Source organism: Haloterrigena salina JCM 13891 (genome assembly GCF_000337495.1).
Taxonomy (GTDB): Archaea; Halobacteriota; Halobacteria; order Halobacteriales; family Natrialbaceae; genus Haloterrigena; species Haloterrigena salina.
Genome location: NZ_AOIS01000058.1, coordinates 166,919 through 190,513 on the forward strand (window position 1 = coordinate 166,919; position 23,595 = coordinate 190,513).

Genomic DNA, 23,595 nt, shown 5'->3' on the forward strand with positions numbered 1-23,595 from the left:
GACAGCGCCAGAGGTGTCGCACGTGACGAGCGTCAAGGAGTTCCGAATCGAGGAGGAAGCGACCGCCGAGGAACTCGGCGAAGGATCGTTCGTCTTCACCGACGCCTACTCCGTCTTCGACTGGGGCCAGATGCCCGACCGCATCCCCGACAAGGGCGCCAGCCTCTGTACGATGGGCGCCTTCAACTTCGAACTGCTCGAGTCCGAGGGCGTCCCGACCCACTACCGCGGAGTCGTCGAATCGGGCGAGGTCGTCCCGCTCGAGGAGACCTCGAGCCCGCCCTGGGAGATGGCCATCGACCTCACGCAGGTCCCCGACCTCCCCCACGAGGGCCGGAGCTACGACTACGACAGCTACCACGACGCCGCGGGATCGAACTACCTCGTCCCGCTGGAGATCGTCTTCCGGAACCGCGTCCCCGTCGGCTCGAGCCTGCGCCGCCGGACCGAGCCCGCGGACCACGGCCTCGCGTTCGACGAGTGGCCAGACGAGGCCGTCGACCTCGAGGAACCGATCGTCGAGTTCACGACGAAGTACGAGGAGAGCGACCGCCAGCTCGACCGCGCCGAGGCCGACGAGATCGCCGGCCAGGCCGACATCGAGGAGCTCGAGTCCCTCGCCCGCGAGGTCAACCGGATCGTCACCGAGCAGGCCGAATCGGCCGGACTGACCCACGAGGACGGCAAGATCGAGTGTCTCTACTACGACGGCGAGATCCGCGTGGGCGACGTCGTCGGCACGTTCGACGAGAACCGCTTCAGCTACGAGGGCACCCAGCTCTCGAAGGAGGTCCTCCGGCAGTACCACAAGCGCACCCAGCCCGACTGGGTCGAGGCCGTCGACGCCGCCAAGGCCGAGGCCAAACGGACCGACGTCGCCGACTGGAAGTCCCTGTGCGACGAGGAGCCCGAACCGCTCGACGACGGCGTCATCGAGACCGCCCGCGACCTCTACTGCGCCGGCGCGAACGCGTACACCGGTCGGGAACTGTTCGACGCGCCGCCGCTCTCGAGCGCGATCGGCGCGGTCAGGCGGCTCTGAGTCGCCGCCGTTCGGCGCGCCGTCGATCCGCTCGCGACTCGTTCCTCTCTCGACTGCGTCCCTCGATATCGTTTCACATCCGTCGGGTGACAGAGCAACCCTCATATGGCGGGGCGAGTAACCTCCGATTGTCCGTCAATGAGCCTCGCTACCAGCGGTATCGTCGCAAGTATCGTCCCGTCCGGACTGACCGGTAGTATCGCGACCGTCGCGACCGGGATGCTGGCCGTCTTCGTGCTCGCGATCGTCGCCTTCGCCGTCGCATCGATCGTCTCCTCGTCGTGGACCGGCCAGTCGACCGCGACGTCGTCGACGCCCGCCGCCAGCGGCGCCGAACCCGGCGACGACTGATTTTCCGGCTGCCGCCCGTTCCGTTTTGTCGACTCGAGTCGGATCCCTCGTCCGCCGGCCGTTCGCAATTCTCGACCGGACGCGGCGGAAGCGGCTTTGTCGGTTCGCGTCCATCGTCGAACCATGGAGATCACGGTGTACGGTCCGGTGCGGAGCGCGACCGGCGCGAAGACGGTTTCGTTCGAATTCGACGGCGGGACCGTCGCCGACGCCGTCGCGGCGTTCGTCGACGCCTATCCGCGGGCGGAGGCCCATCTCTACGACGGCGACGACCACGACGAACTGCGCTCGAGCGTCCGGGTGACGGTCGACGGCGAGCGCGCGACGATGGCGGATCGGGTTCCGGCCGACGCATCGCTGACGTTGATGCCCGCGGTTCAGGGCGGAACTCGGTAGTCGCTAGTGACTCCGCGTCGAATCCGTCTCGGACCGTCAGAGAACTCGATTTACGACCCCAATACGGAAGAATGCAGTGACGGCGGTCGATCACCGTACCTGGCGCGCGATTACGTCGCGACCTGCTACGCCGCTCGTTCTACCTTACTCGGATGCCCGTTCTATGACGAGGTTGGTATCTTGCACCCGCACGGAGTACTGATGGCTGTTCTGAATCGTGAAATCGATAGTAACGCTGCTTTCGCTGTTCTTCTCTATGAGCTGATCGAGTGCTGACGGGTCGATGTGGTCGTAAAGCGTGATTCCGAGAGCTGAGGGCGATTTCATCGGATCAACGTTTTCAACGGCGGCGATCGCTCGCACGATAGCGAGACTCGGCGGCGTATCGCTGTCGAACTGATGTTCAATGTGGATCGGGGGATCCGGACCGCCGGTGAAATTCGAATTTGAAGGGGACATACGTTCGCGTCACTCGAATCATCCTCACACTCGTAGCGGGGTGGTTCTGTCGGGTGCGTCTGCAGGCGTACCGACGCAAACCGGAGCGTACGGCCGTGAACGTGTATTTCTCCTCGATTGATGGCTCGTGCTCGATGGTCGTCCACCCCACCGCACACACCTCCGCAGAGCGGTCGGTACTGCGGAGATTCGGACCTACAGCCCGTACTGCTCGCGCACGAGGTGGTCGATCCCCCGCTCCTCGAGCACGTCCAGCGGCGCGAGCATGTCGAGTTGGACGACGCCGGGCAGCCGACCGATCTGGACGCCGCCGGTGAACGTACACCGCGAGCGGACCTCGCCCTCGCTCATGTCCAGCAGTTTCGTGGCGCGGTCGAAGGCGTTCTGCGTGGCGTCGTTAACGGTCGCGCCGGAGCCGATCACCTGGATCGGGCCCATGTCGTCCTCGATATCGACGCCGTGTTCGGCGCCGAGTTCGCGACCCGCCTCGCGTTCGTCCTCGCTGTAGGGTTTGCTGATAAAGGGCAGGTCCTCCTCGGGCGGTAGCAGGACGGGCCCGTCTAACTCGAGGTCCTCGATGACTTCCACGTCCATCGTGACGTTCCCGCTCACATCGGTCGTGTGCAGGGAGAGTTCGCCGTCGCCCTGGTTCGCGTGGAGGTCGCCGACGTAGACGCCGGCGCCGTCGACCTTGACGGGACAGATCAGGGTCGCGCCCGGCCGCACTTGGGGGATGTCCATGTGACCGTCCGTGCGGGCCTCGAGTTCGTCTTCGCTCTCGACGCCGTAGTCGTGCTCGGCGCCGATGAGGTACTGGCCGAAGTCGCCCGCGTTGTGCGAGTCGGGCATCGTGATCGGCGGCGTCGTCCCGACGTTCCCGATGAACGGGCGCAGGCGACCCAGCGTGCCGGGCATCTCGCCGGGTTCGTACAGCAGGATCGGGTGTTGGCGAGAGTTCTCGGGGATGTCCATCACCTCGTCGGCGTCCTCGGCGAGTTCGTGGGCGGCGTCCTCGTCGAGCGTGATCCCGACGCTGTGGTCGTCGTCGAAGGCGACGGTGTAGCCGTACTCGAAGCCGAAGGAGGAGGCGTTCGCGCCGCACTCGGCGCACTTGATCGCCTCCTCGCCGGTGCCCTCGACGACCGTCTCCGGCCACTCGGTGCCACACTCCGGACAGCGGTGGTCGACGAACGGGTCGTCGTAGAAGGCGTCCTCGCGTTCGGCCATCGACCCGGTGCTCGTGGCCATACTCGTCACCTCGACGTCCCGGATGTGTAAGGCGACGGCGTCGCCGACTTCGGCGCCCTCGACGCGGATCGGCCGCGTGACCTCGTGGCCGCCGCGGAACTCGGGTGTCACCATGGGTCCCCAGCAGCCCGGCGGCGTGTACGTCTCGATCGTCCCCCCGTCCGCGACGGTCCCGGCCCACTCCTGATCGGGTCCGACGAGGCCGAGCGTGTACTGGTCGACGGACAGTTCCTCTCGGACTTCCCGATCGTCTTGCTGTGACATACCATACTGAACTAGGGCGGAGACCGCGATAAGCCTACTGTCGCCGGAAGCCGCATTTCGGACCCGTTACTCCTTGATTTTGACAGTCTCGGTCCGCGCTTACAATCGGCCGAACAGTTCGCCGAGGTGGTCACCGACGCCGTTGCCGCCGCGCTCACGGACGGCGAGGTTCAGGACCTCAAGTCCCAGCTCGACGACGACCTCCACCCGCTGTTCGAGGACGTGACGGTCGATCCCGACCAGTTCTGAGTCCGCAATTACGAGCGGCATTTCCGCCGTCAGCTGTCCTCAGCGGGCTGATTTGTCGGCCGGTGGCCGTATCAGCCGCGATAGGTGCGTTCAAGTGTGTCTTGTCCCTTCAGTCACCTAATGGCTGATTCGACGGACGAGGACTCACAGGAGTGTCGAGTGTGCGGCGACACCGTTGCATCGTCTGCTAACCACCGCGTCGTGACCGCCGTCGAGGACGGCGAGACGGTCTACGAACACTTCTGTAGCGACGACTGCCTCGAGATCTGGGAGTCGTAGCTCGCGGACTCGAGAACGAACACTGAATCGCACCGCGGACGGACGGGGGTGGGGAACGTCCCGTCGACTCCCGGCCGATCCGACTCGCTACTGTTCCTTCGCGAGGACGTCGCCGATGCCGTCGACCGGTCGGTCCGGCGTCACCTCGTCGACCTCCTCGGGGAGGCCGAGCTGGTACTCGCTCCCGTTTTCTCGGACCGAGGTCCGGCCCCGGTGGACCGAGACGTCGCCGTTGAGGTGGAGTTTCACCGCCTCGAGTAGGGCGTCGGCTTCGAGGGGCTGGCCGCGGCGTTTCATCTCGTCCAGATCGGCGTCGTCGGGGACGTCGAACGCGCGCTGGGTGATGATCGGCCCCTGGTCTAAGTCGGTCGTCACGTAGTGGGCGGTGACGCCCGCGACGCGGACGCCCCCCTCGAGCGCCTGCCGGTACGCTTCGGCCCCGGGGAACGCGGGCAGCAGCGAGGGGTGGACGTTGATGATGCGATCCTCGTAGCGGAAGACCACGTTGGGAGAGAGGATGCGCATGTACCGCGCGAGCACGATTAGGTCGACGTCGTACTCGGCGAGCAGGTCGAGCAGTTCGTCCTCGTTTTGCTGGCCCTTCTCGTCGCCGATGTCGTGGAAGGGGACGTCGTAGTGTTCCGCGAGCGGCTGGAGGTCGTCGTGGTTGCCGATGACGACGCCGATGTCGGCGCCGAGTTCGTCGTTAGCCCACGCCTCGAAGATCGCCTCGAGACAGTGGCTCTCCTTCGTGCCGAGAACGGCGATCTGCTGGGTCTCGCGGTCGGCGGGGAACCGGACCTGAACGTCGAGTCCGAGGTCGTCGCCGAGTTCGCGGAGGTCCTCGCGGAGCGTCTCCTCGGTACAGACCATCTCGGAGGTGTCGACGGCTATATACATCCGGAAGACGCCGTCGCGAACCGCCTGGTCGAGGTCCTCGATGTTGACTCCGCGCTCGAACAGGAGGCTGGTCACGTTGGCGACCAGTCCCGTATCGTCGTCTCCGATCACGGTGATTTCGGTAATGTCGGTCGTCATCGGAACCACCTCCGCTCGAGCGAAATTGGATTCATCACTACGTGCTTCAGTCTACCTGTCGCCAAAAGTCCTGCTTTCCGTGGATGTGTCTGAGAACGACTGCATAATATCTCAACTACCGCAGTTGTGTCTAGTTAGCAAAATAAGAATCAGTATTATTAACACCGCGGCGGCGAGTACTAGGCTCGCATGACGTTACCAGAAACGCTCGACGTCGCGATCGTCGGTGCCGGCCCCGCAGGGATCGGTACCGCAGTCGCGCTCGAGTCCCTCGAGATCGAGTACGCCGTCCTCGAGCGCGATTGCATCGGTTCGTCGTTCCGACAGTGGCCCGACGAGATGCGACTGCTGACGCCGTCGTTTCCCGCCACGGCCTTCGGCACCCGCGATCTGAACGCGATCACACCCGACACCTCGCCGGCACTGGCGCTGGACTGCGAGCATCCGACCGGCGAGCAGTACGCCGACTACCTCGAGGCCGTCGCCGCGTTTCACGAGGTGCCCGTCTACGGCGACGTCGACGTCGACCGCGTCGTCCCCGGCGATGCTACGGAATCTGAATCGGGCGAGGCGGACGTCGAGATCGACGGTTTCACCCTGCAGACCAGCGCGGGCTCGCTCGAGGCCGACTACGTCGTCTGGGCCGCGGGCGAGTACCAGTACCCGGCGGACGGCTCGTTTCCGGGCGCGGAACACGCGGTCCACGTCTCGACGGTCGACTCGTGGGCGGCCTACGCCGACCGGTGGTCGCCGGACGGCGCCGAAACGGCCTTCGACCGCGAATCTTCGGACGCCGACGCGGAGCCGTCCGCACGCGTCGCGGCCGACGGCGCCGGCGCGGTCGGCCCCGTCACCGACGACGTCGTGATCGTCGGCGGCGCCGAGAGCGGCATCGACGCGGCGCTCGGTCTCGCCGATGCCGGCTGCTCGGTCGCCGTGCTCGACGCCGACGGCCCGTGGCAGTACCGCAGTCCCGACCCCAGCGAGGTGCTCTCGCCGCGGACGAGCGAGCGACTCGAGCGAGCGCTGACCGAGGGACGGCCGATCGATCTCGTCACCGACGCACGCGTCGCGAGTATCGAATGCGTGCAGGCGGGCCCGGTCCGCGCCGACGACGGCTACGTCCTCCGGACGACCGACGGTGATCGATTCCGCTCGCGGGCGCCGCCGCTGCTCGCCACCGGGTTCGAGGGAAGTCTTGCCGTCGTCGACGACCTGTTCGCGTCCGACGGCGACGCGCCGGCGCTGACCGACCGCGACGAGTCGACCGAGACGCCGGGGCTCTTCCTGGTGGGCCCGCAGGTCGCCCACGACGGGCAGCAGTTCTGTTTCATCTACAAGTTCCGCCAGCGCTTCGCCGTCGTCGCCGAGACGATCGGCGATCGTCTCGGCGTCGATACCGACCCGCTCGAGGCCTACCGGGAACGAGGGATGTTCCTCGACGACCTCGAGTGCTGCGAGCCGGCGTACTGCGACTGCTGAGGCGCGACCGGACCGGAGCCCTCTCGACGGCGTTCAGTCACGTGTCCACGTTCGAGACAGTGACTCGAGTGAACGCATTCGGGGAGCTCGTCGGCCTCGTCGACCGAACCGTCACGGACGGCACCGGTATTGTGGTCGAGCGCGACGCGCTGGGTGACGCCGGCCGCGGACTGGACCGACTCGTCGCAGTTCGAACTCGAGCGACCGTCGGACGTGATTCCGGCCCACGTCCGCGGGTAGTTACGCAGGTCGTGGCCGGAGTTTCTCGGTATCGGTCGAATCGATCGGCACGATCGGTCACCGCGCGTCGTCTCGAGAGACGAACGCCGCATCGATCGCGCGAACCCACGTCTCTTCGAAGTCGCCCGTCGTCACGTCCGAGTAGATCGTACAGACGTCCGGACGGTCGTCGTTGCGCTCGACGTAGGCCTTGTAACACGGCGAGAGTTCGCCGTCCGCCGATTGCGAGTCCGGCGACGCGGCTTCTTCGGCGAGCATCTCGACGTCGAGATCGGTGTCGGCGTCGGAATCTCGTTCGGTCACGGTAGTCAATCCGCGATCCCGAGTTCCGTCGCGTGATCGCGATCCTCGTCGGCGTCGTCCGTCTCCCCGTCGTCCTCGAGGTCCGCTTCGAGCGGCTCGAACCGCGGGAATCGATCCTCGAGCGTTTCGAGGTCGGCTTCGAGATCGGCGTCGGTCACCAGACACGACTTCAGGTCGCTGCGCAGCGACTCGCGGTCCATCTCGGTGCCGATCAGGACCAGCCGGACGTTCCGGTCGCCCCATCGGTCGTGCCAGACCGCCTCGAGTTCGGCGTCTTTGGTGCGGTGCTCGCGGCGTTCGTCTTCGGGAAGCGCGGCGACCCACGTTCCGCCGGGACCGACGCGAACCGACTGGCCGGCGACGTCGAGTGTGAACGCCTCGTCGCGGCGGGTGGCGATCCAGAAGTGGCCCTTCGCGCGGACGACGGTGTCGGGGAACTCGTCGAGCAGGTCGGCGAACCGTTCGGGGTGAAACGGGCGGCGCGCCTCGAAGACGAACGAGGAGACGCCGTGTTCCTCCTCGGCCGACTCGTGGGGCTCCTGAAGTTCCCGAATCCAGCCCGCGGATCGCCTGGCCGCCTCGAAGTCGAACCGATCGGTGTCGACGACATCGTCGGGATCGACTCGACCGTGCTCGGTACGGACGATCTCGGCGCGGGGCTGGAGCACCTCGAGCGTCGCTTCGATCTCCGCGAGCGTCTCCTCCTCGACGAGGTCGCACTTGTTAATCAGGAGGACGTCGCAGAACTCGACCTGTTCGACGACGAGATCCCCGAGGTGTTTCTCGGTGCCGTCGTCGTCGAGCAGTTCGTCGGACTCCATCGCCGTCCGGAACTGGTGGGCGTCGACGACCGTAACGGTCGTATCGAGGTGACAGCCCTCGAGCGGTTCGATTCCGGTCTCCGCGTAGAACTCGGTGGGGTCGAGATCGGCCTGATCGAAGCCGAGCGTCAGCGTCTGAGAAACGGGTAGCGGCTCCGCAACGCCGGTCGACTCGACGACGATCCCGTCGAACTCCCGGTCCGACGCGGTGAGTTCGCCGACGGCGTCGAGCAAGTCGCCCCGCAGTTCACAGCAGATGCAGCCGTTCGAGAGTTCTATCAGTTCCTCGTCCTCGTCGGCGATGTCCGAGGACTCGGCGACGAGTTCGGCGTCGATGTTGACCTCGCCCATGTCGTTGACGAGGACGGCGAGGTCGCGGTCAGTCTCTCGCAGCACGTGGTTGAGCGTCGTCGTCTTCCCGGCGCCGAGGACGCCGGAGAGCACCGTGACGGGAATCGAGCTATCGGGCATTCTGTTAACAATATGGGCTCGAGTATAATAGTAGTTATTACCTCACCAAGAAAAATTAATAAACCGGCGGCGCCATAGCCAACTCGAGCATGCGAACGTCATCGCTGGGGCCGACACAGAGGGGACCGTCTGCCGACCGAACCGCGCGACGCGACGGGGTGATCGGCGCTGAATGACCGACGCGGAACCTGCCCGGCGCTACTCGGAGCCTGACCGCGCCGTCCTGATCGGCAAGGAGAGCGTCGGGAAGTCCGCTCTCGCGGCGGGACTCACCGGCGCGGCGCCGGCCGCCGAGAACGTCGACGGCGCGACGGTCTCGAGCGAGGTCTACCGGGACGACGACCTCGAGGTCGTCGACACGCCCGGGATCACTCTCGAGGCGGACACCGAGACGACCCGCGAGGCGCTGGCCGCGCTCGAGGGTGCCGAAACGGTCGTCCTCGTCGTTCCGGCGTCGGCCATCGTCCGTGACCTCGGCGACCTCTTGGCGCTCGTCCGGGGTCGGACCGGTGCGGTGATCGTCACTCACTGGGACCGCGTCGAGGCGATCGACGAGACCGAGCGACGTCGCGCCATCGCCGACCTCGAATCGGACCTCGGCGTTCCCGTCGTCCCGGTCGACGCGCGCTCCCTCGAGCGCGATCGGGTCGCGGCGGACGGCGGACGAAAGAGCGGTGCCCCCGACGCGTCCGACGGCCGCGCGGTTCGCGCCGCGCTGGCCCACGCGGCTGAGTTGCCCGGCGACACCGCAATGGAAATCGACTGGGATCTCGAGCCGCCCAAACGCGTTTTCGACCGGCCGTATCTCGGCCCCGCGGCGAGCGCGCTCGTCCTGCTGCTTCCCGCAGTCGTCGCCGTCTGGTTCGCCAACGCCGTCGCGGCCGAACTGGATCCGCGCGTCGGCGCCGCCCTCGAGCCCGCCGTTCGCTGGACGACGGCGCTTCCCGGACCGCTCGCGGCCGTGCTCGGCGGCGACTACGGCCTGCTCGCGATGGGGCCGTTCCTGTTCGTCTGGGCGCTGCCGACGATGCTGATCTTCGCGCTGTTCACGGGCGCGTACGCGGCGAGCGGGCTGACGATGCGCGTGACGACGGCGCTGCATCCGGTCGTGCGCCGCGTCGGACTCACCGGCCGGGATCTCGTCCGGGTCGTGATGGGCTTCGGTTGTAACGTCCCCGCGGTCACGAGCACGCGGGCCTGTTCGGACTGCACCCGCTGTACGACGATCTCGGCCATCTCCTTCGGCGCGGCCTGCTCCTACCAGTTCCCCGCCACGCTGGCGGTGTTCGCCGCCGTCGGGATGCCGTGGCTCGTCGGCCCCTACCTCGCCGTTCTCGTCGCGACGACGCTGCTCTACGTCCGCCTGATCGCGCCGCCCGAAGCGCGCACGGCCGCCCTCGCCGTCGATCGTCGCACCTGCCTCGAGCGGCCCCGCCCTCGCGCCGTCTGGCGCGAGGCCCGCAGTTCGCTCGCGAGCTTCGTCACGACCGCGCTTCCCGTCTTCGCCGCCATCTGCGTCGTCGCCGCGCTGCTCGAGTACGCGGGCGCGCTCGAGCGCCTCGGCGCCGTCCTCGAGCCGGCGATGGCCGCCTTCGCCCTTCCAGCCGAGGCGGCGCTGCCGATCGTGCTCGCGGCGATCCGGAAGGACGGGATCGCGCTCCTGACGGCCGAGTCGGCCGCGCTCGAGGCCCTCTCGCCCGTCGAGGTGCTGGTCGCCGTCTACCTCGCCGGCGTCTTGCTGCCCTGTCTCGTCACAGCGATTACGGTCGCCCGCGAGGTTTCGGTGCGGTTCGTCGCCGGGATGCTCGCGCGACAGGCCGCCGCAGCGGCCGGATTCGCGTTCGCTATCGCCTGGACGGGACGGCTGCTGTTCTGATCGCAGTCGTCCGGTTTCGGCGGTCGCCCGAGAACCAGTTGCCGGGTATCAGCGGGGGTGTTGATATGAAACTGAGACCCTACTATATCACTTATTAATAATACAAAGGACTAAAGCAATAATACAGCGTATCGCGGTTCGATGTACGACTGTGTCATCGTCGGCGGCGGCGTCCACGGCACCTACTGCTGTCAGCGGCTACTCGAGGACACCGCACTCGAGCGCGAGGATCTCCTGCTCGTCGATCCGCACGACCGGCTGCTCGCGTCGTTTCGTCGGAAGGCGGCGGTCTGCGGGATGGCGGAGCTCAGATCGACGTTCGTTCAGCACGTCGGTACCGAGCCGTTCGGTCTGGAGTCGTTCGCCGAGAGCTGCGGCCGCGAGGGCGAACTCCGGCCGACGCCGGGATATCCGCCGCGGCCGACGCTGTCGCTGTTTCTGGACTTCGCCGACTACGTGATCGAACGCAAGGGACTCGCCGATCGCCACCGGCGGGCCGCCGTCGAGTCGATTCGACGTTCGGCCGCGGGCGACGGCTCGCTGGTCCTCGAGACGGATGCAGGCGACGGAGACGGAGCGGAGGACGGAGGCGAAACCGGGAACGACGACTCGAGCGGAGGGCGAATCCGAACGCGGACCTGCGTGCTGGCGATCGGTCACGGCGGTCGCTACCGGTATCCGCCGTGGGCCGACGGCGTCGACGCGATCACGCACGTCTGGGACGGCTTCGATTCCGAGCGCCGCGCCGAGGAGACGGTCGTCGTCGGCGGCGGGATCACCGCGGTCCAGCTCGCGACCGCGCTGGCCGAGCGCGAGCGGGTGACGCTGTGTCCGCGCGACGGCTTCGAGGAAGCGACGATCGAGGCCGATCCGCGCTGGATCAACTGGAACCACATCGAGAAACACCTCCATCGCCACCCGCCCGGATCGCGAGCGCGCGCCGAGACCGTCAGCGAGGCGCGCAACGACGGCACCGTTCCGCCGCGACTGCTCGAGCGCCTCGAGCGGGCCGTCGACGGCGGCGATCTGGCCGTTCGAACCGGCGACGTCCGCTCCGCCCGCGAGATCGACGATCGCGTTCGGCTGCTGCTCGAGAGCGGCGGCTGTCGCTCGGCCGAGCGCGCCGTTCTGGCGACAGGGTTCGCTCCCGTCTTCGAGCACCCGTTCGTCGACCGCGTCGCCGCGTCGCTCGACCTCGAGCGCGGCTACCGCGGGATGCCGGTACTCGACGACGAGACGCTGGCCTGGCGCGACGCGACCGGGTCGGAGACGCCGCTGTTCGTTACGGGTGCGCTCGCGGCGGGAACCGTCGGGCCGCTGGCGGGCAACGTCGCCGGCGCGCGGCGCGCGGCCGACCGGATCGCACGCGCGATCGAGGCGCGTCGACCGACCGTTCCGGCCTGACGCGAGCGGGTATCCACAAACGTGTATTACGAATCCGAGTCGAAAGCGTTTTTGAGCACGGATACGGGGATTCAGGTAATGACCGCCTACACCGCGACGGTGACCGTTCGGCTCAAACACGGCGTCCTCGATCCCGAGGCCGAGACGACCCAGCAGGCCTTAGAGCGACTGGGCTTCGACCTCGAGGACCTGCGTTCGGCGGACCGCTTCGAGGTCGATCTCGAGGCCGAATCGGCCGAGAGCGCCCACGAACGCGCGAGCGAGATGGCAGAGCGACTGCTGGCGAACCCGACCATCCACGACTACGACGTGGAGGTCGACGAGCGGTAGATGACGGTTTCGATCATCCGATTCGGCGGCTCGAACTGCGACCGAGACGCCGAGCGAGCCCTCGAGCACCTCGAGATCGACGCCGAGATCGTCTGGCACGAGGACGGCCTGCCCGCGGACACCTCGGGGATCGTCCTGCCGGGCGGGTTCTCCTACGGGGACTACTTGCGTGCGGGCGCGATGGCCGCGCGCTCGCCGATCATGGCCGAGGTCCGCGAGGCTGCAGCCGAGGGGACGCCCGTCCTCGGCGTCTGTAACGGCGCCCAGATCGGCTGCGAGTCGGGGCTCACCGAGGGCGCCTTTACCACCAACGAGAGCGCCCGCTTCCAGTGCGAACACGTCTACCTGCGCGTCGAGCGCGACGACACGCCGTGGACGGCGGCCTACGACGAGGGCGACGTCATCGAGATCCCCATCGCCCACGGCGAGGGCCGCTACGAGATCGACGACGACCGCCTCGACGAACTCGAGGTCGAGGATCGAATCCTCTTTCGCTACTGCGACGAGAACGGCGAGACCGGACCGGACGTGAATCCGAACGGCTCGAAACACAACGTCGCGGGCGTCCTCGGCGAGCGCGAGACCGTCGCCGTGTTGATGCCCCACCCCGAGCGGGCGACGCTGCCCGACGTCGGCCCGACCGACGGACAGGGGATCCTCCGCGGCTTCGAACTGGCCGAGACGGAAGCGTAGACGTCCGCTGGCTCGTCTTCTCGTTTTCGCGACCGTTTCCGCCGAACCGCCGATCGCGTCACGACTCAATTCGTGAGTCGAGTCGAACAGTAATGACATGGCAGTTCGTTGATGTCGGTGTATCCAACTGGAGGGGACGAGCGCATGGGATCTGAAACGGGGGTCGTCTACGTCTGCCCCGCCGCCGACGGGACCGTCCGGGAACTGCGCGAACGCGTCGATCGAGTCGCGGCCGGCGACAGCGTCGCGGACCTGACAGCCGCTTGCTCGAGTGCCGACTGCGCCGTCGTCGGCGATGGGTCGCCCGACGCCGATCCGGTCGAGTGCTGTCGCCGGCTCCGGACCCGGTGGCCCGACCTCCCGGTAATCGTCTTTCCGGCCGACGGCAGCGAGTCGCTGGCCGGCGCGGTCGTCGCCGCCGGCGCCGACGGCTACGTTCCCCGCGCCGACGGCGTCGACGCGCTCGCGAGCCGCATCGACGCCCTCCTCGCGGACGACGGAACCGAGGCGCCGACCGCCGACTCCACCGGGTCCGATTCGGCGACCGCGCTCTCGAGTCAACTCGAGTCGTTGATCGACCAATCGCCGTTCGCCATGATCGAGTGGTCCCTCGAGTTCGACGTCGTGAGCTGGAATCCGGCGGCGACGGAGCTGTTCGGCTACGCGGCGTCGGAGGCCCGCGGTCGGTCCGCGACCGAACTGATCGTTCCCGCCGACATTCGGGACGAGATCCGCGAGCACTGGGAGCACCTGCTCGACGGGGAGTTCGACGGAAACTCCGCGTGGCGGACCGACGAGAACGTTCGCAAGGACGGAACGACGATCACCTGCGAGTGGGTCAACACGCCGCTGACCGACGACGACGGCGCGGTCGTCAGCGTCCTCTCGTTCGTTCGGGACGTCACTGCCGAACGCAAGCGCGCGAACGCCCTCGAGGCGCTTCAGGAGACGACCCGCGAACTGATGCGCGCCGAGTCGCCCGACGAGATCGCCGCGATCGTGACCGACGCGACCGAACACGTCATCGACCGTCCGCTCGCCGCGGTCCGAATCTACGACGAGGACCGCGGAACGCTCGAACTCGCGGCGGTCAGCGAGTCCCTCGACGCGGTCACGAGCGACATCTCCTCGATCGCACCGGACGAGGGAGTGCTCTGGAAAACCTACGCGGAGGGCGATCCGTCCGTCCTCGAGGACGTCAGGTCCGAGCGACTCCCCTACGATCTCGGGATCGACGTCGGGAACGCCGTCGTCCACCCGCTCGGCGACCACGGGTTGCTGACGGTGGCGTCGGCGGACGACGTCGACCTCGATATCGCGGAGATCCACCTCGTTCACGTCCTCGCCGCGACGGCCGAGGTCGCGCTCGACCGAGCGACCCGGCAGCGCGAACTCGAGCGGACCCAGACGATCGTCGAAACGGTCGGCGACTGCGTCTATCAGCTCGACGCCGAGGGCCGGTTCGTCGCCGTCAACGACACGATGGCGAATACGTGTAACTACGGTCGCGACGAACTCGTCGGCGAGCACATCTCGACGGTCCTCACCGACGAGAGCGTCGAGCGCGGACGGCGCCGCGTTCGCCGTCTCCGCTCGGAGGACCGACGCGTTGCGACCTACGAGGTGACGCTGGTGGGGCGCGACGGCGAGCGCACACCGGCCGAGGTCAACATGGCCCTGTTGCGCTCGGACGGCGAGATCGCGGGCTCGGTCGGCATCGTTCGCGATATCAGCGAGCGCAAGCGGATGGAACGGGAGTTGGTCGAACGGAAGGCGAAGATCGAGCGCCTCCACGAGGTCGCCTCCCGCCTCGAGAACTGCCGGAGTCGACGGGAGATCTACGACTGCGCCGTCGAGGCGGCCGAAGACGTCCTGAACTTCGACGCCTGCGTCGTCAAGCGCCTCGAGGGCGACCACCTCATCACGGCGGCCCTCTCTTCGAAACTCGACGCCGAGTTCGACCGGCGGATGGGAATCGACGAGGGGATCGCCGGGGAGACGTATCGAACGGGGGAGACATACCGGATCGACGATCTCCGGACGGCGCCCGACGCCATGCCGGTCGACGGCACGCTGCGCTCCGTGCTGTCCGTTCCGATCGGCGACCGGGGCGTGTTTCAGACGGTCTCGACGACGGTCGACTCGTTCGGTCGGGAGGACGAGGAGCTGGCGGAGCTCCTGTTGTCACACGTCACCGACGCTCTCGATCGACTCGCGTTCGAGGAGCAGTTGCGGGCGGAACGCGACCGGTTCGCGGCGCTGTTCGAGAACGTCCCCGACGCCGTCGTCAGCGCGCGCCAGACCGCCGGCGACGCGATCGTCGAGGCGGTCAATCCGGCGTTCGAACGGACGTTCGGCTACGAGGAGTCGGCGGTCGTCGGTCGGTCCCTCGATCAGATCATCGTACCCGCGAACAGGAGCACGGAGGCGGAAGCACTCACCCGCCGCGGCGGCGACGGCGAGACCGTCGAGACCGAGGTCAAGCGGCGGACCGACGACGGGTTGCGCGATTTCATGATGCGGATCGTTCCCGTCGACCGCGGCGAGTCGACAGACCACACGTTCGGCCTCTACACCGATATCACCGACCAGAAACAGCGCCAGAAGCGCGTCGAGATCCTGAACCGCGTCCTGCGCCACGACATGCGAAACGGCATGAACATCATCGACGGCTGCGCCGAGATGCTCGCCGACGCCGTCGGCGACGACGCTATCGAGTACGCGACGACCATTCAGCAGCGGGCCGACGAACTCGTCTCGCTCGCCGAGAAGACCCGCACCGTCGAGCGCGTTCTGGAATGCGAGCCGATGACCACGGGACCGACCGACGTCGCCCAGACGATCGCGGCAACCGTCGACCGTCTCGAGGCCGAGTACCCCGCCGCCACCGTCTCCTGTTCGGTTCCCGACCGGCTGTTCGTCCGGATCGACGCCTCGCTCGAGACCGTCCTCTATCAGGTGCTCGAGAACGCCGTCGAACACCACGACGGGGCGACGCCGACGATCGAGGTCTCGGTCTGCGACCGAAGCGACGACGGGATGCTCTCGCTGTCGGTCGCCGACGACGGGCCCGGAATGCCCGACGAGGAGCGGGAACTGCTCCAGGGCGACCGGGAGATCACGCAACTGCGCCACGCCAGCGGGCTCGGCCTCTGGCTCGTCAACCTCGTCGTCACGCAGGCCGGCGGCCAGCTGTCCTTCGATGCGAACGAGCCGCGGGGGACCGTCGTCACGCTCGAGATTCCGCGCGCCGACACGGAGTTGGTGCAACCGACCGGCGACGAGACGGCCACCGGCGACTGAACGCCGAACGTTTTCCGCCTCGGGTTCGCTCGTCTGCTCACGGGCGCGAAGCGCCCTCTGCTTACGGCCGCCGGCCGTTCGCATGGCCGGGAGAGCTACGCTCTCCCGAGCCCTCGTTCGTTCCAGTAGAACTCACGAGGAAGACCGACGGCTCGGCTGTTGGCCCCGCCGTCGGTCAACCGCTCGCGAAGCGAGCGGATACGATACCCGTTCGGAGGGGGACGTTCGACCCTCGACTGAGCGGAGACCCGAGTCCGTTCCGCGCTCGAGACGATCGTCGCTACCGCGTCAGCGGCTGGTTGAAACTGCGCTCGCGCTCCATGACGGTCTCCCAGGTCAGTTCGCACTCGCAGGAGACCTGCTCGAAGACTGAGGGATCCTGCCGCAGGTCGAAGTCCTTGATCGCCTTCTGGACGAGGTCGTCACACTCCGTGCAGTTGTGCGGCCCGCGGTCGGAGCCGTGGCCGACCGGGTCGGAGACGACGATGGCGTCGACGTCGGCCGTCTCCTCGAGCACGTGGGCGACCGACCAGAGCCACGGCGGGCGGTAGCCGTCGTTGAAGTAGAGTTCGTCGACCATCGTGTAGCGCTGGACGTTACAGGGGTTCATCGAGACGGTGTGACAGCCCTCGACGTCGGCGCAGCGCTCGATCGAGGAGATCATGTCCTCGACGGCCTCGGACTCGGTGAGGAACGGCGGCTTCATCAGGAGGTAGGCCTTGATGCCGGCCTCGGCGTCGTCGGCCTCGGCGTCCGCCGTCGCGGCCTCGGCGCAGGCGTCCTCGAAGTCCGCGAAGTCGAAGTACTTGTTCACGCAGTCGTGGCGGACGCGGTCGGTCGCCGTCTCGAGGCCGATCGCGATGTCCGTATCGATCCCGTGCCCGGTGAAGTCGCCGATCTTCTCCCGGTCGACGAAGTCGGGCAGGGACTCGAGGACGATCCGGTCGCGGTCGGCGAAGGTCTCGGCGATGGCGCGGCGGGTCTCGGCGCCGACCTCGCGCTCGTCGAGGAAGGAGCCGGAGGTGTAGATCTTGATGAGCTCGGCCGGCTCGTCGGCGTTCTCGTCTTCGTGTTCGAGACAGACGTCGATCTGATCCATCAGGGCCTCGTGGGAGACGCTGCCGCCGTCGACGCTCTCGGCGACGTAGCCACACATCGTACAGCCGCCGGCGCGGGCCCACCGGCAGCCCCCCGTGTTCAGAATGATCGTCAGACTCCGCTTGACGCCGCCGGGGGTGTTGTCCTCGTCGAGCCAGACGCGGGTGGGCTCGTGAGGATCGTAGCTGGCCTCCTTGCGCGAGCGGATCTCGCGCATGACCTGATTGTGGGCGTCCATACCCTTGCCCTGCTCGTAGACATCGGGGCTCGGTTTGCTCATTACGAGGGGCAAGCAGTCCGGCGCGTAAAGCGCCTTCGTCTGGGGTGGGTCGTGACGCCGTTCGCACCGACCGGTTGCAGGGGTCGTTAAGACTCGATGGCGATCTCGCCGTCCGCGTCGACGCGGACGTCGTAACCGTAGTACGTGAACTGCACCGCCCCCGTGGTCTGCGGGCCGTCGGCGCTCGAGGACTGAAAGAGAGAATCCAGCGCGTCGGGGTCGATGGCGTCGTACAGCGGCGGCAGCGAGAGCGGATCCGTTCCGTCAAGCGCGGCGACTCGTTCGACGATCGTCAGGCTCGGCTGTCCCTCCGAAACCGATGTGACGCTGCTTGGTTCGTGCATTACTGGACTAGCACGCATCGACGGCTTCGAACCTATCGTCGTATTCTTCTCCCCTTCACATGGGGGCGCGTATCTTCGGCGGACGATCGCGGTGCGGGCGACCGATTTCAACCGTCGAACAGGTGTCGAAACACTTTGGCTATGATCCGCCGCAGGTGTGTCGACAGCGTCGACTGCGAGATTCCGAGTTCGTCGGCGACGGCCGCCGCGCTGGCACCCTCCGGTTCGTAGTATCCCATTCGGGCCGCGGTCCGAGCGACCTCCCACTGGCGGTCGGTGAGGGGGATCTCAGCCTCGTCGTCGTAGATGGACTGCGCTTTCGGCCCGGTGCTGTACAGTTTCACGAGGTTCCAGCGGACGCCCTCCTCGCGACAAAACTGCCAGTAGTCGCCGAGGCACTCCCGATCGGGGGCGTGTAGTCGCAGGTGCCAGCCGCGGTCGGTGTTCCGAATAGAGAGCACTCGCAGCCCGAGCTCGGCGATCTCCGGGGTCGTGAACTTCGCGGCCGAACTGAGGTAGATCTGATACGCGCGACGGTCCGAGAACTCCATCGTCACGTCCCAGTCGTCGACCGTGTGATCGTCCTCGAGGGCGGATTCGAACGCCGGAAAACTGCAGTTCGAAACTGAATAGAACATGATCGGCCCGCCCCGATCGGACGACCGCAACGGTTGTGACTCTGCGGTCAGGTCTACGTCCTCGAGCGTTCGGATCGTCGGCGTCAGCGGGAGATCCGCGTGGGAGATGGTCATCTCGGCGACGAAGCTTCGCGTCATCGGTTTCGCCTCCTCGTAGCGGGCGGGCGGGAACGTTCCGGGCCGTCGCGTCGAGACGCGGCGATGGCACTCGGGTTCCCGAAGCGGCCTCCGGCTGGCCGTCCGTCGTCGACCGTCCTAGCCGAGTCGCATCTCCCGGGTTTCGATCGCGTCACAGGCCGGACAGACGAACTGGTAGGTGACGCGGCTCCCGGTCGTCCGGACGCGCCAGCCCCCTTCCGTGTCCACGTAGCCACACGCCGGACATTTGGGGTCGGAGTCGAACTTCGCCTTGAGTTGTTCGAAGGGTGACCGATAGGTGGACATGTGTTTCTCTATGCTATGACAACACATAACAATCTAGGGTAGCAGTCCGCTCGTTGAACCGTCGGGCCGAGCACCGCGGTTCTTACGGCGTTGCCGTTCGAAGGAGGGCTATGGAGAACGCCGATGCGGCGGAGAACGAGGGTCGGGTCGCGCCAGCAGTCGCTGCGCTCGAGGCCGTCGTCGACCCCGTCGTCGCCGTCGTCGACGGGACGATCACGTACGCGAACGACGCGGCGCGAACGGCGCTCGACCTGCCGTCGACCGAGGGCGAACGCGAGGCCGGCGAGTGGGACGCGGCGAGCGCGCTCGAGTCGTGGCCGCGACTCGAGGCGGCCGTCGACGAGACGACCGTCGGGACGGTCCGCCGGGTCCCGCTCGAGGACGAGCCGTACGATGCGCGCGTCCACCGGGACGCCGATGTGGCCACGATCACGTTCGACCGCGACCGGGAGGACGCCGCAACCGGCGGATCGGAGGGGGAGACCGACGGGACGGCGCTCGGCGAGCGCGACCGGACGGTCAAGGATCGCGCGATCAACGAGGCGCCGGTCGGGATCACCATCTCCGATCCGGACCGCGAGGACAACCCGCTCGTCTACGTCAACGACGCCTACCAGGAGATCACCGGCTACGGCTACGACGAGGTCGTCGGCCGGAACTGCCGGTTCCTGCAGGGCGAGGACTCCCAGGAGGTGGCCGTCGCCGAGATGGCCGCGGCCATCGACGAGGAGCGGCCGGTCACCGTCGAGCTGAAGAACTACCGCAGGGACGGCACCGAGTTCTGGAACGAAGTGACGATCGCCCCCGTCCGCGACGAGGACGGGACGGTCACCAACTACGTCGGCTTCCAGAACGACGTCACGGCGCGCAAGGAGGCCGAACTCGCCCTCGAGCGCCGCACCGAGGAGCTCGACGACCTCTTAGAGCGCGTGGAGGGACTGATCCAGGACGTCACGGACGTCGTCGCGGGCTCGACGGACCGTTCGGAACTCGAGGCCGCGGTCTGCGAGCGGATCGCCGCGGAGGCGGGCTACGACGGCGCGTGGATCGGCGAGCGCAACCCCGCGACGGGATCGATCGACGTCCGGGCGAGCGCCGGCGCGCGCGACGACCTGGACGGCCCGCCGAGCGACGCCGATCACCCTGCCGCCGCGGCGCTCGAGGAGCGCGCCGCCACGACCAACGCGCACGAGGGGCGGACTCGCGCCGCGTTTCCGCTGTCGTACAACGGGATCGAGTACGGCGTACTCACTGTCCGCACCGACCCCGACCGCGAGATCGACGAGCGCGAGCGGGTGATCCTCTCGGCGCTGGCCCGCGCGGTCGCCAGCGGCGTCAACGCCCGCGAGACCAGCCGCGTGCTCGAGACCGACGCCGTCGTCGCCGTCGAACTCACGCTGACCGACCGCTCGGTCGCTCCCGTCGCGCTCACCGCGGCGGCCGATTGCCGACTCGAGTACCGCCGCTCGGTCCACCGCACCGACGACGAGACCGCGTCGCTGTGTACCGTTACGGGCCCCGAGGCCACCGCGTCCGACCTCGTCGCGGCGGCCGACGCCGCCGACTTGGACTGCCGGGTCGTCCTCGAGCGCGAGGGTGAGTGTCTGGTCGAACTCGCCGGCGGCGACGACCTCGTCGGCTGGCTCTCCGAGCGGGGTGTTCGCCTCCAGTCGATCGAGAGCGAGGACGGCCGGGCCCGCGTCACCCTCGAGATCCCGCGCTCGGCCAACGTCCGGTCGATCGTGGAGGCCCTCGAGGACCGCTACCGCGGCACCGACGTCATCTCGTTCCAGCAGCGCGAGCGCGAGGGAGAGACCCGCCAGGAGTTCGCGGCCCGCCTCGAGCGGGACCTGACCGAGCGCCAGTTCGCCGCGCTGCAGCGGGCGTACCTGAGCGGCTACTTCGAGTGGCCGCGCCCGACGACGGGCGAGGATCTCGCCCAGTCGATGGGCGTCTCCCGGCCGACGTTCCACGAACACCTCCGAACGGCCGAAGCGAAGCTGTGTCGGGCGTTCTTCGGAGACACTGAGTCTTCGGGCTGACACTGCAGGGCTGAATGCCCGTCTTAACCGACTGTAGCCCGGCGCTAGCGGTTGGACGGTCGCCGAGGTTTATCTGTCCCTTCGTGATAGACCGGCGTATGTTCCACCTCGTAACGTCGGTACCGCTTCAGGCTGGCGGCGGGTTCCTGTACTGGGCAGTGATCTTCTTCGTCCTGGCGATCGTCGCGGCCGCCGTCGGCGCTCGCGGCGTCGCGGGGATCTCCATGGAGGTCGCGCGGATCTTCGTGCTGATCTTCATCATCCTCGCGATCGTCTCCTTGCTCCTGTAGCGGGCGTCTGGCGCCGCAAAATCGGCGGTTCCGGCCGCCGACTCGAGTCGTGTCAGTTACGACGCCGCAGTATTTGCGACCGCCGATCGATCCGGTGGGTAAGCACGTTGTCCGGACGGCTCCTGACCGATCGAGCGACGTCGCGATCGATCACGTAACCAAATTCGGTTATATTGGGGTGAGAACGACTAACACTATAGACGACTAATTGAACGGTGTGGAGTTATCATGACTGATATCGGTGGATTCCAGGACCACGTCGCCCGCATCGATCTCTCGGAGGGGTCGGTCGACTACGAGCCGATCGACGACGAAGACGCGGAGAAGTATATCGGGGCGCGCGGCCTCGGGGTAAAGTACGTCTTCGAACAGGGACCGGACGTCGACCCGCTCGGGCCGGACAACCTTCTGGCCTTCATGAACGGGCCGCTGTCGGGAACCCAGACGACGATGAGCGGTCGGATCGCCGTCTGTACGAAGTCGCCGCTGACGGGCACCGTTACGGACAGCCACCACGGCGGCTGGTCGGGCGCCCGGCTGAAGTGGGCGGGCTTCGATGGGCTGCTGGTCGAAGGGGAGGCCGACGAGCCGGTCTACGCCTACGTCGAGGACGGCGAGGTCGAACTTCGGGACGCCTCCCACCTCTGGGGCGAGGGCTTTCACGACACGCGCGACGCGATCGAGGAGGAGGTCGACGGCGCCTTCGGCAAGAACCTCTCGATCATGGGGATCGGCCCCGGCGGCGAGAACGGCGTCAAGTACGCCTGCATCATGAACGAGGACGATCGGGCCTCCGGTCGCGGCGGCACCGGCTGCGTCATGGGGTCGAAGAACCTCAAGGCGATCGTCGTCAAGTCCGGGACGAAGATGCCCAAACCGGCGGATAAGGAGACGTTCATGGAGGGCCACCAACAGGCCATGCAGGCCATCCAGGAGTCAGAAGTCACCGCACCGAACGAGGGCGGGCTCTCGATGTACGGCACCAACGTCCTCATGAACATCGGTGAGGAGATGGACGGTCTCCCGACGAAGAACGGCCGGTACACCTCGACCGAAAGCATGCGCGATGCCGAGGGCGCCGATATCGACGCCGAGCGCGTCTCCGGCGAGAACGTCCGCGAGAACATCCTCGTCGACGAACCCACCTGTCACTCCTGTCCGGTCGCCTGTAAGAAGGAAGTCGAGGTGACGGCGATGCACAAGGGCGAGGAGATGAACGTTCGCACCGAGTCCTACGAGTACGAGTCGGCCTACGCGCTCGGCCCGAACTCCGGGCACACCGAGCGCGACGACATCGCCCTCATGATCGACCGGTGTAACGACATGGGCGTCGACACCATCGATACCGGCAACATGCTCGCGATGGCCATGGAGATGACCGAGGAGGGCAAACTCGAGGACGAAGGCGGACTCGACTGGGGCGACTCCGAGACGATGATCGAGCTGATCGAGCGGATCGCCCACCGCGAGGACGACCTCGCGGACCTGCTCGCCGAGGGCCCGAAGCGCGTCGCCGACCGCAAGGACGCCGAGGAGAACTCGCTCGCGGTCAAGGGCCAGACCATCGCCGCCTACGACCCCCGCTGCATGAAGGGGATGGGCATCGGCTACGCCACCTCGAACCGCGGGGCCTGCCACCTGCGCGGCTACACGCCGGCCGCCGAAATCCTCGGGATCCCCGAGAAGGTCGACCCCTACGAGTACGAGGGCAAGGGCGAACTCACCGCCCAGTTCCAGGATCTGCACGCGATCTCGGACAGCTTCGACATCTGCAAATTCAACGCCTTCGCCGAGGGCATCGAGGAGTACGTCACCCAGTACAACGGGATGACCGGTCTCGACGTCACCGAAGACGAACTCCTCGAGGCGGGCGAGCGCATCTACAACCTCGAACGGTACTACAACAACCTCGTCGGCTTCGACGGCAGCGACGACTCGCTACCCGAGCGCTTCCTCGAGGACGGCATCCCCGGCCAGGGCGCCAGCGAGGGCGAGTACTGCGAACTCGAGGAGATGAAGGCGGAGTACTACGACCACCGCGGCTGGGTCGACGGCGTCGTCCCCGACGAGAAACTCGACGAGTTGGGCATCGATATCGGCCCCGGCACGGGCGTCTCCGCGGGCGATTCGGCGGCCCCGGCCGACGACTGACCGCCGACGCAAGCCGGTCGGCCCGGTCGTCGGGTCGTTCGGACGACGGCTTTTCGGCG

Annotated in this window: 23 protein-coding genes; 14 read left to right on the forward strand and 9 right to left on the reverse strand. The window is 67.3% G+C overall.

Translation table 11 applies throughout. From position 1 onward, the window contains the following. Positions 1 to 22 precede the first annotated feature (22 nt). From C477_RS18290 to C477_RS18300, 3 genes are all read left to right on the forward strand, one after another. Positions 23 to 1,042: a phosphoribosylaminoimidazolesuccinocarboxamide synthase gene (locus tag C477_RS18290; RefSeq protein WP_008896023.1), complete on the forward strand. Its 1,020-nt coding sequence runs from the start codon at positions 23 to 25 to the stop codon at positions 1,040 to 1,042. Between the two features lie 138 nt (positions 1,043 to 1,180). Next, positions 1,181 to 1,393 (forward strand): hypothetical protein, encoded by a 213-nt coding sequence (locus tag C477_RS18295; protein WP_008896024.1) that lies wholly within the window; start codon positions 1,181 to 1,183, stop codon positions 1,391 to 1,393. A gap of 123 nt (positions 1,394 to 1,516) precedes the next feature. Next, positions 1,517 to 1,789: a MoaD/ThiS family protein gene (locus C477_RS18300; protein ID WP_008896025.1), complete on the forward strand. Its 273-nt coding sequence runs from the start codon at positions 1,517 to 1,519 to the stop codon at positions 1,787 to 1,789. Between the two features lie 144 nt (positions 1,790 to 1,933). Here C477_RS18300 and C477_RS18305 read toward each other — a convergent pair whose 3' ends face one another. After that, positions 1,934 to 2,248, reverse strand: a complete 315-nt coding sequence (locus C477_RS18305; RefSeq protein ID WP_008896026.1) for a HalOD1 output domain-containing protein — start codon at positions 2,246 to 2,248, stop codon at positions 1,934 to 1,936. 195 nt (positions 2,249 to 2,443) lie between these two features. Then, positions 2,444 to 3,760: an acetamidase/formamidase family protein gene (locus C477_RS18310; RefSeq protein WP_008896027.1), complete on the reverse strand. Its 1,317-nt coding sequence runs from the start codon at positions 3,758 to 3,760 to the stop codon at positions 2,444 to 2,446. Between the two features lie 126 nt (positions 3,761 to 3,886). On the opposite strand from C477_RS18310, the gene C477_RS24785 reads away from it, so the two are divergent. Beyond that, positions 3,887 to 4,009 (forward strand): DUF2267 domain-containing protein, encoded by a 123-nt coding sequence (locus tag C477_RS24785; RefSeq protein ID WP_008896028.1) that lies wholly within the window; start codon positions 3,887 to 3,889, stop codon positions 4,007 to 4,009. A gap of 120 nt (positions 4,010 to 4,129) precedes the next feature. Then, positions 4,130 to 4,288: a DUF7576 family protein gene (locus tag C477_RS24225; protein ID WP_164722027.1), complete on the forward strand. Its 159-nt coding sequence runs from the start codon at positions 4,130 to 4,132 to the stop codon at positions 4,286 to 4,288. 87 nt (positions 4,289 to 4,375) lie between these two features. On the opposite strand, the gene C477_RS18315 is transcribed toward C477_RS24225, so the two are convergent. Continuing rightward, the gene (locus tag C477_RS18315) at positions 4,376 to 5,326 is read right to left on the reverse strand and encodes a formyltetrahydrofolate deformylase (RefSeq protein ID WP_008896030.1); all 951 of its coding nucleotides are present in this window, start codon (positions 5,324 to 5,326) and stop codon (positions 4,376 to 4,378) included. Positions 5,327 to 5,515: 189 nt separating this feature from the next. Between C477_RS18315 and C477_RS18320 the strand changes: the two genes are divergently transcribed. After that, positions 5,516 to 6,808 (forward strand): NAD(P)/FAD-dependent oxidoreductase, encoded by a 1,293-nt coding sequence (locus C477_RS18320; protein ID WP_008896031.1) that lies wholly within the window; start codon positions 5,516 to 5,518, stop codon positions 6,806 to 6,808. A gap of 297 nt (positions 6,809 to 7,105) precedes the next feature. Here the strand turns inward: C477_RS18320 and C477_RS18325 are convergent, their stop codons facing one another. Further along, positions 7,106 to 7,351, reverse strand: a complete 246-nt coding sequence (locus tag C477_RS18325; RefSeq protein ID WP_008896032.1) for a DUF7511 domain-containing protein — start codon at positions 7,349 to 7,351, stop codon at positions 7,106 to 7,108. A 5-nt stretch (positions 7,352 to 7,356) separates the two neighbouring features. Then, a complete protein-coding gene (locus C477_RS18330) occupies positions 7,357 to 8,643 on the reverse strand; it encodes a GTP-binding protein (protein WP_008896033.1) in 1,287 nt (428 codons plus the stop codon). A 172-nt stretch (positions 8,644 to 8,815) separates the two neighbouring features. Here C477_RS18330 and C477_RS18335 point away from each other — a divergent pair, with 172 nt between their 5' ends. The 5 genes from C477_RS18335 to C477_RS18355 all read left to right on the forward strand — a co-directional run bounded on the left by C477_RS18335 (position 8,816) and on the right by C477_RS18355 (position 16,249). Then, positions 8,816 to 10,519 (forward strand): nucleoside recognition domain-containing protein, encoded by a 1,704-nt coding sequence (locus tag C477_RS18335; protein WP_008896034.1) that lies wholly within the window; start codon positions 8,816 to 8,818, stop codon positions 10,517 to 10,519. Positions 10,520 to 10,660: 141 nt separating this feature from the next. Beyond that, a complete protein-coding gene (locus C477_RS18340) occupies positions 10,661 to 11,923 on the forward strand; it encodes an FAD/NAD(P)-binding protein (protein ID WP_008896035.1) in 1,263 nt (420 codons plus the stop codon). A gap of 78 nt (positions 11,924 to 12,001) precedes the next feature. Next, complete coding sequence (gene purS / locus C477_RS18345; RefSeq protein WP_008896036.1) at positions 12,002 to 12,253, forward strand: phosphoribosylformylglycinamidine synthase subunit PurS; 252 nt, start codon at positions 12,002 to 12,004, stop codon at positions 12,251 to 12,253. After that, positions 12,254 to 12,946 (forward strand): phosphoribosylformylglycinamidine synthase I, encoded by a 693-nt coding sequence (gene purQ / locus C477_RS18350; protein ID WP_008896037.1) that lies wholly within the window; start codon positions 12,254 to 12,256, stop codon positions 12,944 to 12,946. Positions 12,947 to 13,090: 144 nt separating this feature from the next. Then, the gene (locus C477_RS18355) at positions 13,091 to 16,249 is read left to right on the forward strand and encodes a PAS domain S-box protein (protein ID WP_008896038.1); all 3,159 of its coding nucleotides are present in this window, start codon (positions 13,091 to 13,093) and stop codon (positions 16,247 to 16,249) included. Positions 16,250 to 16,529: 280 nt separating this feature from the next. Here the strand turns inward: C477_RS18355 and C477_RS18360 are convergent, their stop codons facing one another. From C477_RS18360 to C477_RS18375, 4 genes are all read right to left on the reverse strand, one after another. Continuing rightward, positions 16,530 to 17,627, reverse strand: coding sequence for an archaeosine biosynthesis radical SAM protein RaSEA (locus tag C477_RS18360; RefSeq protein ID WP_008896039.1), 1,098 nt, complete (start codon positions 17,625 to 17,627; stop codon positions 16,530 to 16,532). An 86-nt stretch (positions 17,628 to 17,713) separates the two neighbouring features. Next, positions 17,714 to 17,971 (reverse strand): HalOD1 output domain-containing protein, encoded by a 258-nt coding sequence (locus C477_RS18365; RefSeq protein WP_008896040.1) that lies wholly within the window; start codon positions 17,969 to 17,971, stop codon positions 17,714 to 17,716. 107 nt (positions 17,972 to 18,078) lie between these two features. Further along, positions 18,079 to 18,747, reverse strand: a complete 669-nt coding sequence (locus C477_RS18370; protein ID WP_008896041.1) for a helix-turn-helix domain-containing protein — start codon at positions 18,745 to 18,747, stop codon at positions 18,079 to 18,081. 117 nt (positions 18,748 to 18,864) lie between these two features. Further along, positions 18,865 to 19,053: an HVO_0649 family zinc finger protein gene (locus C477_RS18375; protein ID WP_008896042.1), complete on the reverse strand. Its 189-nt coding sequence runs from the start codon at positions 19,051 to 19,053 to the stop codon at positions 18,865 to 18,867. Between the two features lie 110 nt (positions 19,054 to 19,163). Between C477_RS18375 and C477_RS18380 the strand changes: the two genes are divergently transcribed. The 3 genes from C477_RS18380 to C477_RS18390 all read left to right on the forward strand — a co-directional run bounded on the left by C477_RS18380 (position 19,164) and on the right by C477_RS18390 (position 23,536). Further along, on the forward strand, positions 19,164 to 21,095 hold the full coding sequence (locus C477_RS18380) for a bacterio-opsin activator domain-containing protein (protein ID WP_008896043.1): 1,932 nt from the start codon (positions 19,164 to 19,166) through the stop codon (positions 21,093 to 21,095). A gap of 98 nt (positions 21,096 to 21,193) precedes the next feature. Next, positions 21,194 to 21,385, forward strand: coding sequence for a DUF1328 family protein (locus C477_RS18385; protein ID WP_008896044.1), 192 nt, complete (start codon positions 21,194 to 21,196; stop codon positions 21,383 to 21,385). Positions 21,386 to 21,613: 228 nt separating this feature from the next. Continuing rightward, positions 21,614 to 23,536 carry an aldehyde ferredoxin oxidoreductase family protein gene (locus C477_RS18390; protein WP_008896045.1) on the forward strand — a complete coding sequence of 641 codons (1,923 nt, stop codon included), beginning with the start codon at positions 21,614 to 21,616 and terminating at the stop codon, positions 23,534 to 23,536. The last annotated feature ends 59 nt before the right edge of the window (positions 23,537 to 23,595 follow it).

Coding starts and splice junctions, on each gene's coding strand:
- C477_RS18295 (WP_008896024.1), top strand. CDS start 1,181: ATGAGCCTCGCTACCAGCGGTATCGTCGCAAGTATCGTCCCGTCCGGA.
- C477_RS18300 (WP_008896025.1), top strand. CDS start 1,517: ATGGAGATCACGGTGTACGGTCCGGTGCGGAGCGCGACCGGCGCGAAG.
- C477_RS18305 (WP_008896026.1), bottom strand. CDS start 2,248: ATGTCCCCTTCAAATTCGAATTTCACCGGCGGTCCGGATCCCCCGATC.
- C477_RS18310 (WP_008896027.1), bottom strand. CDS start 3,760: ATGTCACAGCAAGACGATCGGGAAGTCCGAGAGGAACTGTCCGTCGAC.
- C477_RS24225 (WP_164722027.1), top strand. CDS start 4,130: ATGGCTGATTCGACGGACGAGGACTCACAGGAGTGTCGAGTGTGCGGC.
- C477_RS18315 (WP_008896030.1), bottom strand. CDS start 5,326: ATGACGACCGACATTACCGAAATCACCGTGATCGGAGACGACGATACG.
- C477_RS18320 (WP_008896031.1), top strand. CDS start 5,516: ATGACGTTACCAGAAACGCTCGACGTCGCGATCGTCGGTGCCGGCCCC.
- C477_RS18330 (WP_008896033.1), bottom strand. CDS start 8,643: ATGCCCGATAGCTCGATTCCCGTCACGGTGCTCTCCGGCGTCCTCGGC.
- C477_RS18335 (WP_008896034.1), top strand. CDS start 8,816: ATGACCGACGCGGAACCTGCCCGGCGCTACTCGGAGCCTGACCGCGCC.
- C477_RS18340 (WP_008896035.1), top strand. CDS start 10,661: ATGTACGACTGTGTCATCGTCGGCGGCGGCGTCCACGGCACCTACTGC.
- purS (WP_008896036.1), top strand. CDS start 12,002: ATGACCGCCTACACCGCGACGGTGACCGTTCGGCTCAAACACGGCGTC.
- purQ (WP_008896037.1), top strand. CDS start 12,254: ATGACGGTTTCGATCATCCGATTCGGCGGCTCGAACTGCGACCGAGAC.
- C477_RS18355 (WP_008896038.1), top strand. CDS start 13,091: ATGGGATCTGAAACGGGGGTCGTCTACGTCTGCCCCGCCGCCGACGGG.
- C477_RS18360 (WP_008896039.1), bottom strand. CDS start 17,627: ATGAGCAAACCGAGCCCCGATGTCTACGAGCAGGGCAAGGGTATGGAC.
- C477_RS18365 (WP_008896040.1), bottom strand. CDS start 17,971: ATGCACGAACCAAGCAGCGTCACATCGGTTTCGGAGGGACAGCCGAGC.
- C477_RS18370 (WP_008896041.1), bottom strand. CDS start 18,747: ATGACGCGAAGCTTCGTCGCCGAGATGACCATCTCCCACGCGGATCTC.
- C477_RS18375 (WP_008896042.1), bottom strand. CDS start 19,053: ATGTCCACCTATCGGTCACCCTTCGAACAACTCAAGGCGAAGTTCGAC.
- C477_RS18380 (WP_008896043.1), top strand. CDS start 19,164: ATGGAGAACGCCGATGCGGCGGAGAACGAGGGTCGGGTCGCGCCAGCA.
- C477_RS18385 (WP_008896044.1), top strand. CDS start 21,194: ATGTTCCACCTCGTAACGTCGGTACCGCTTCAGGCTGGCGGCGGGTTC.
- C477_RS18390 (WP_008896045.1), top strand. CDS start 21,614: ATGACTGATATCGGTGGATTCCAGGACCACGTCGCCCGCATCGATCTC.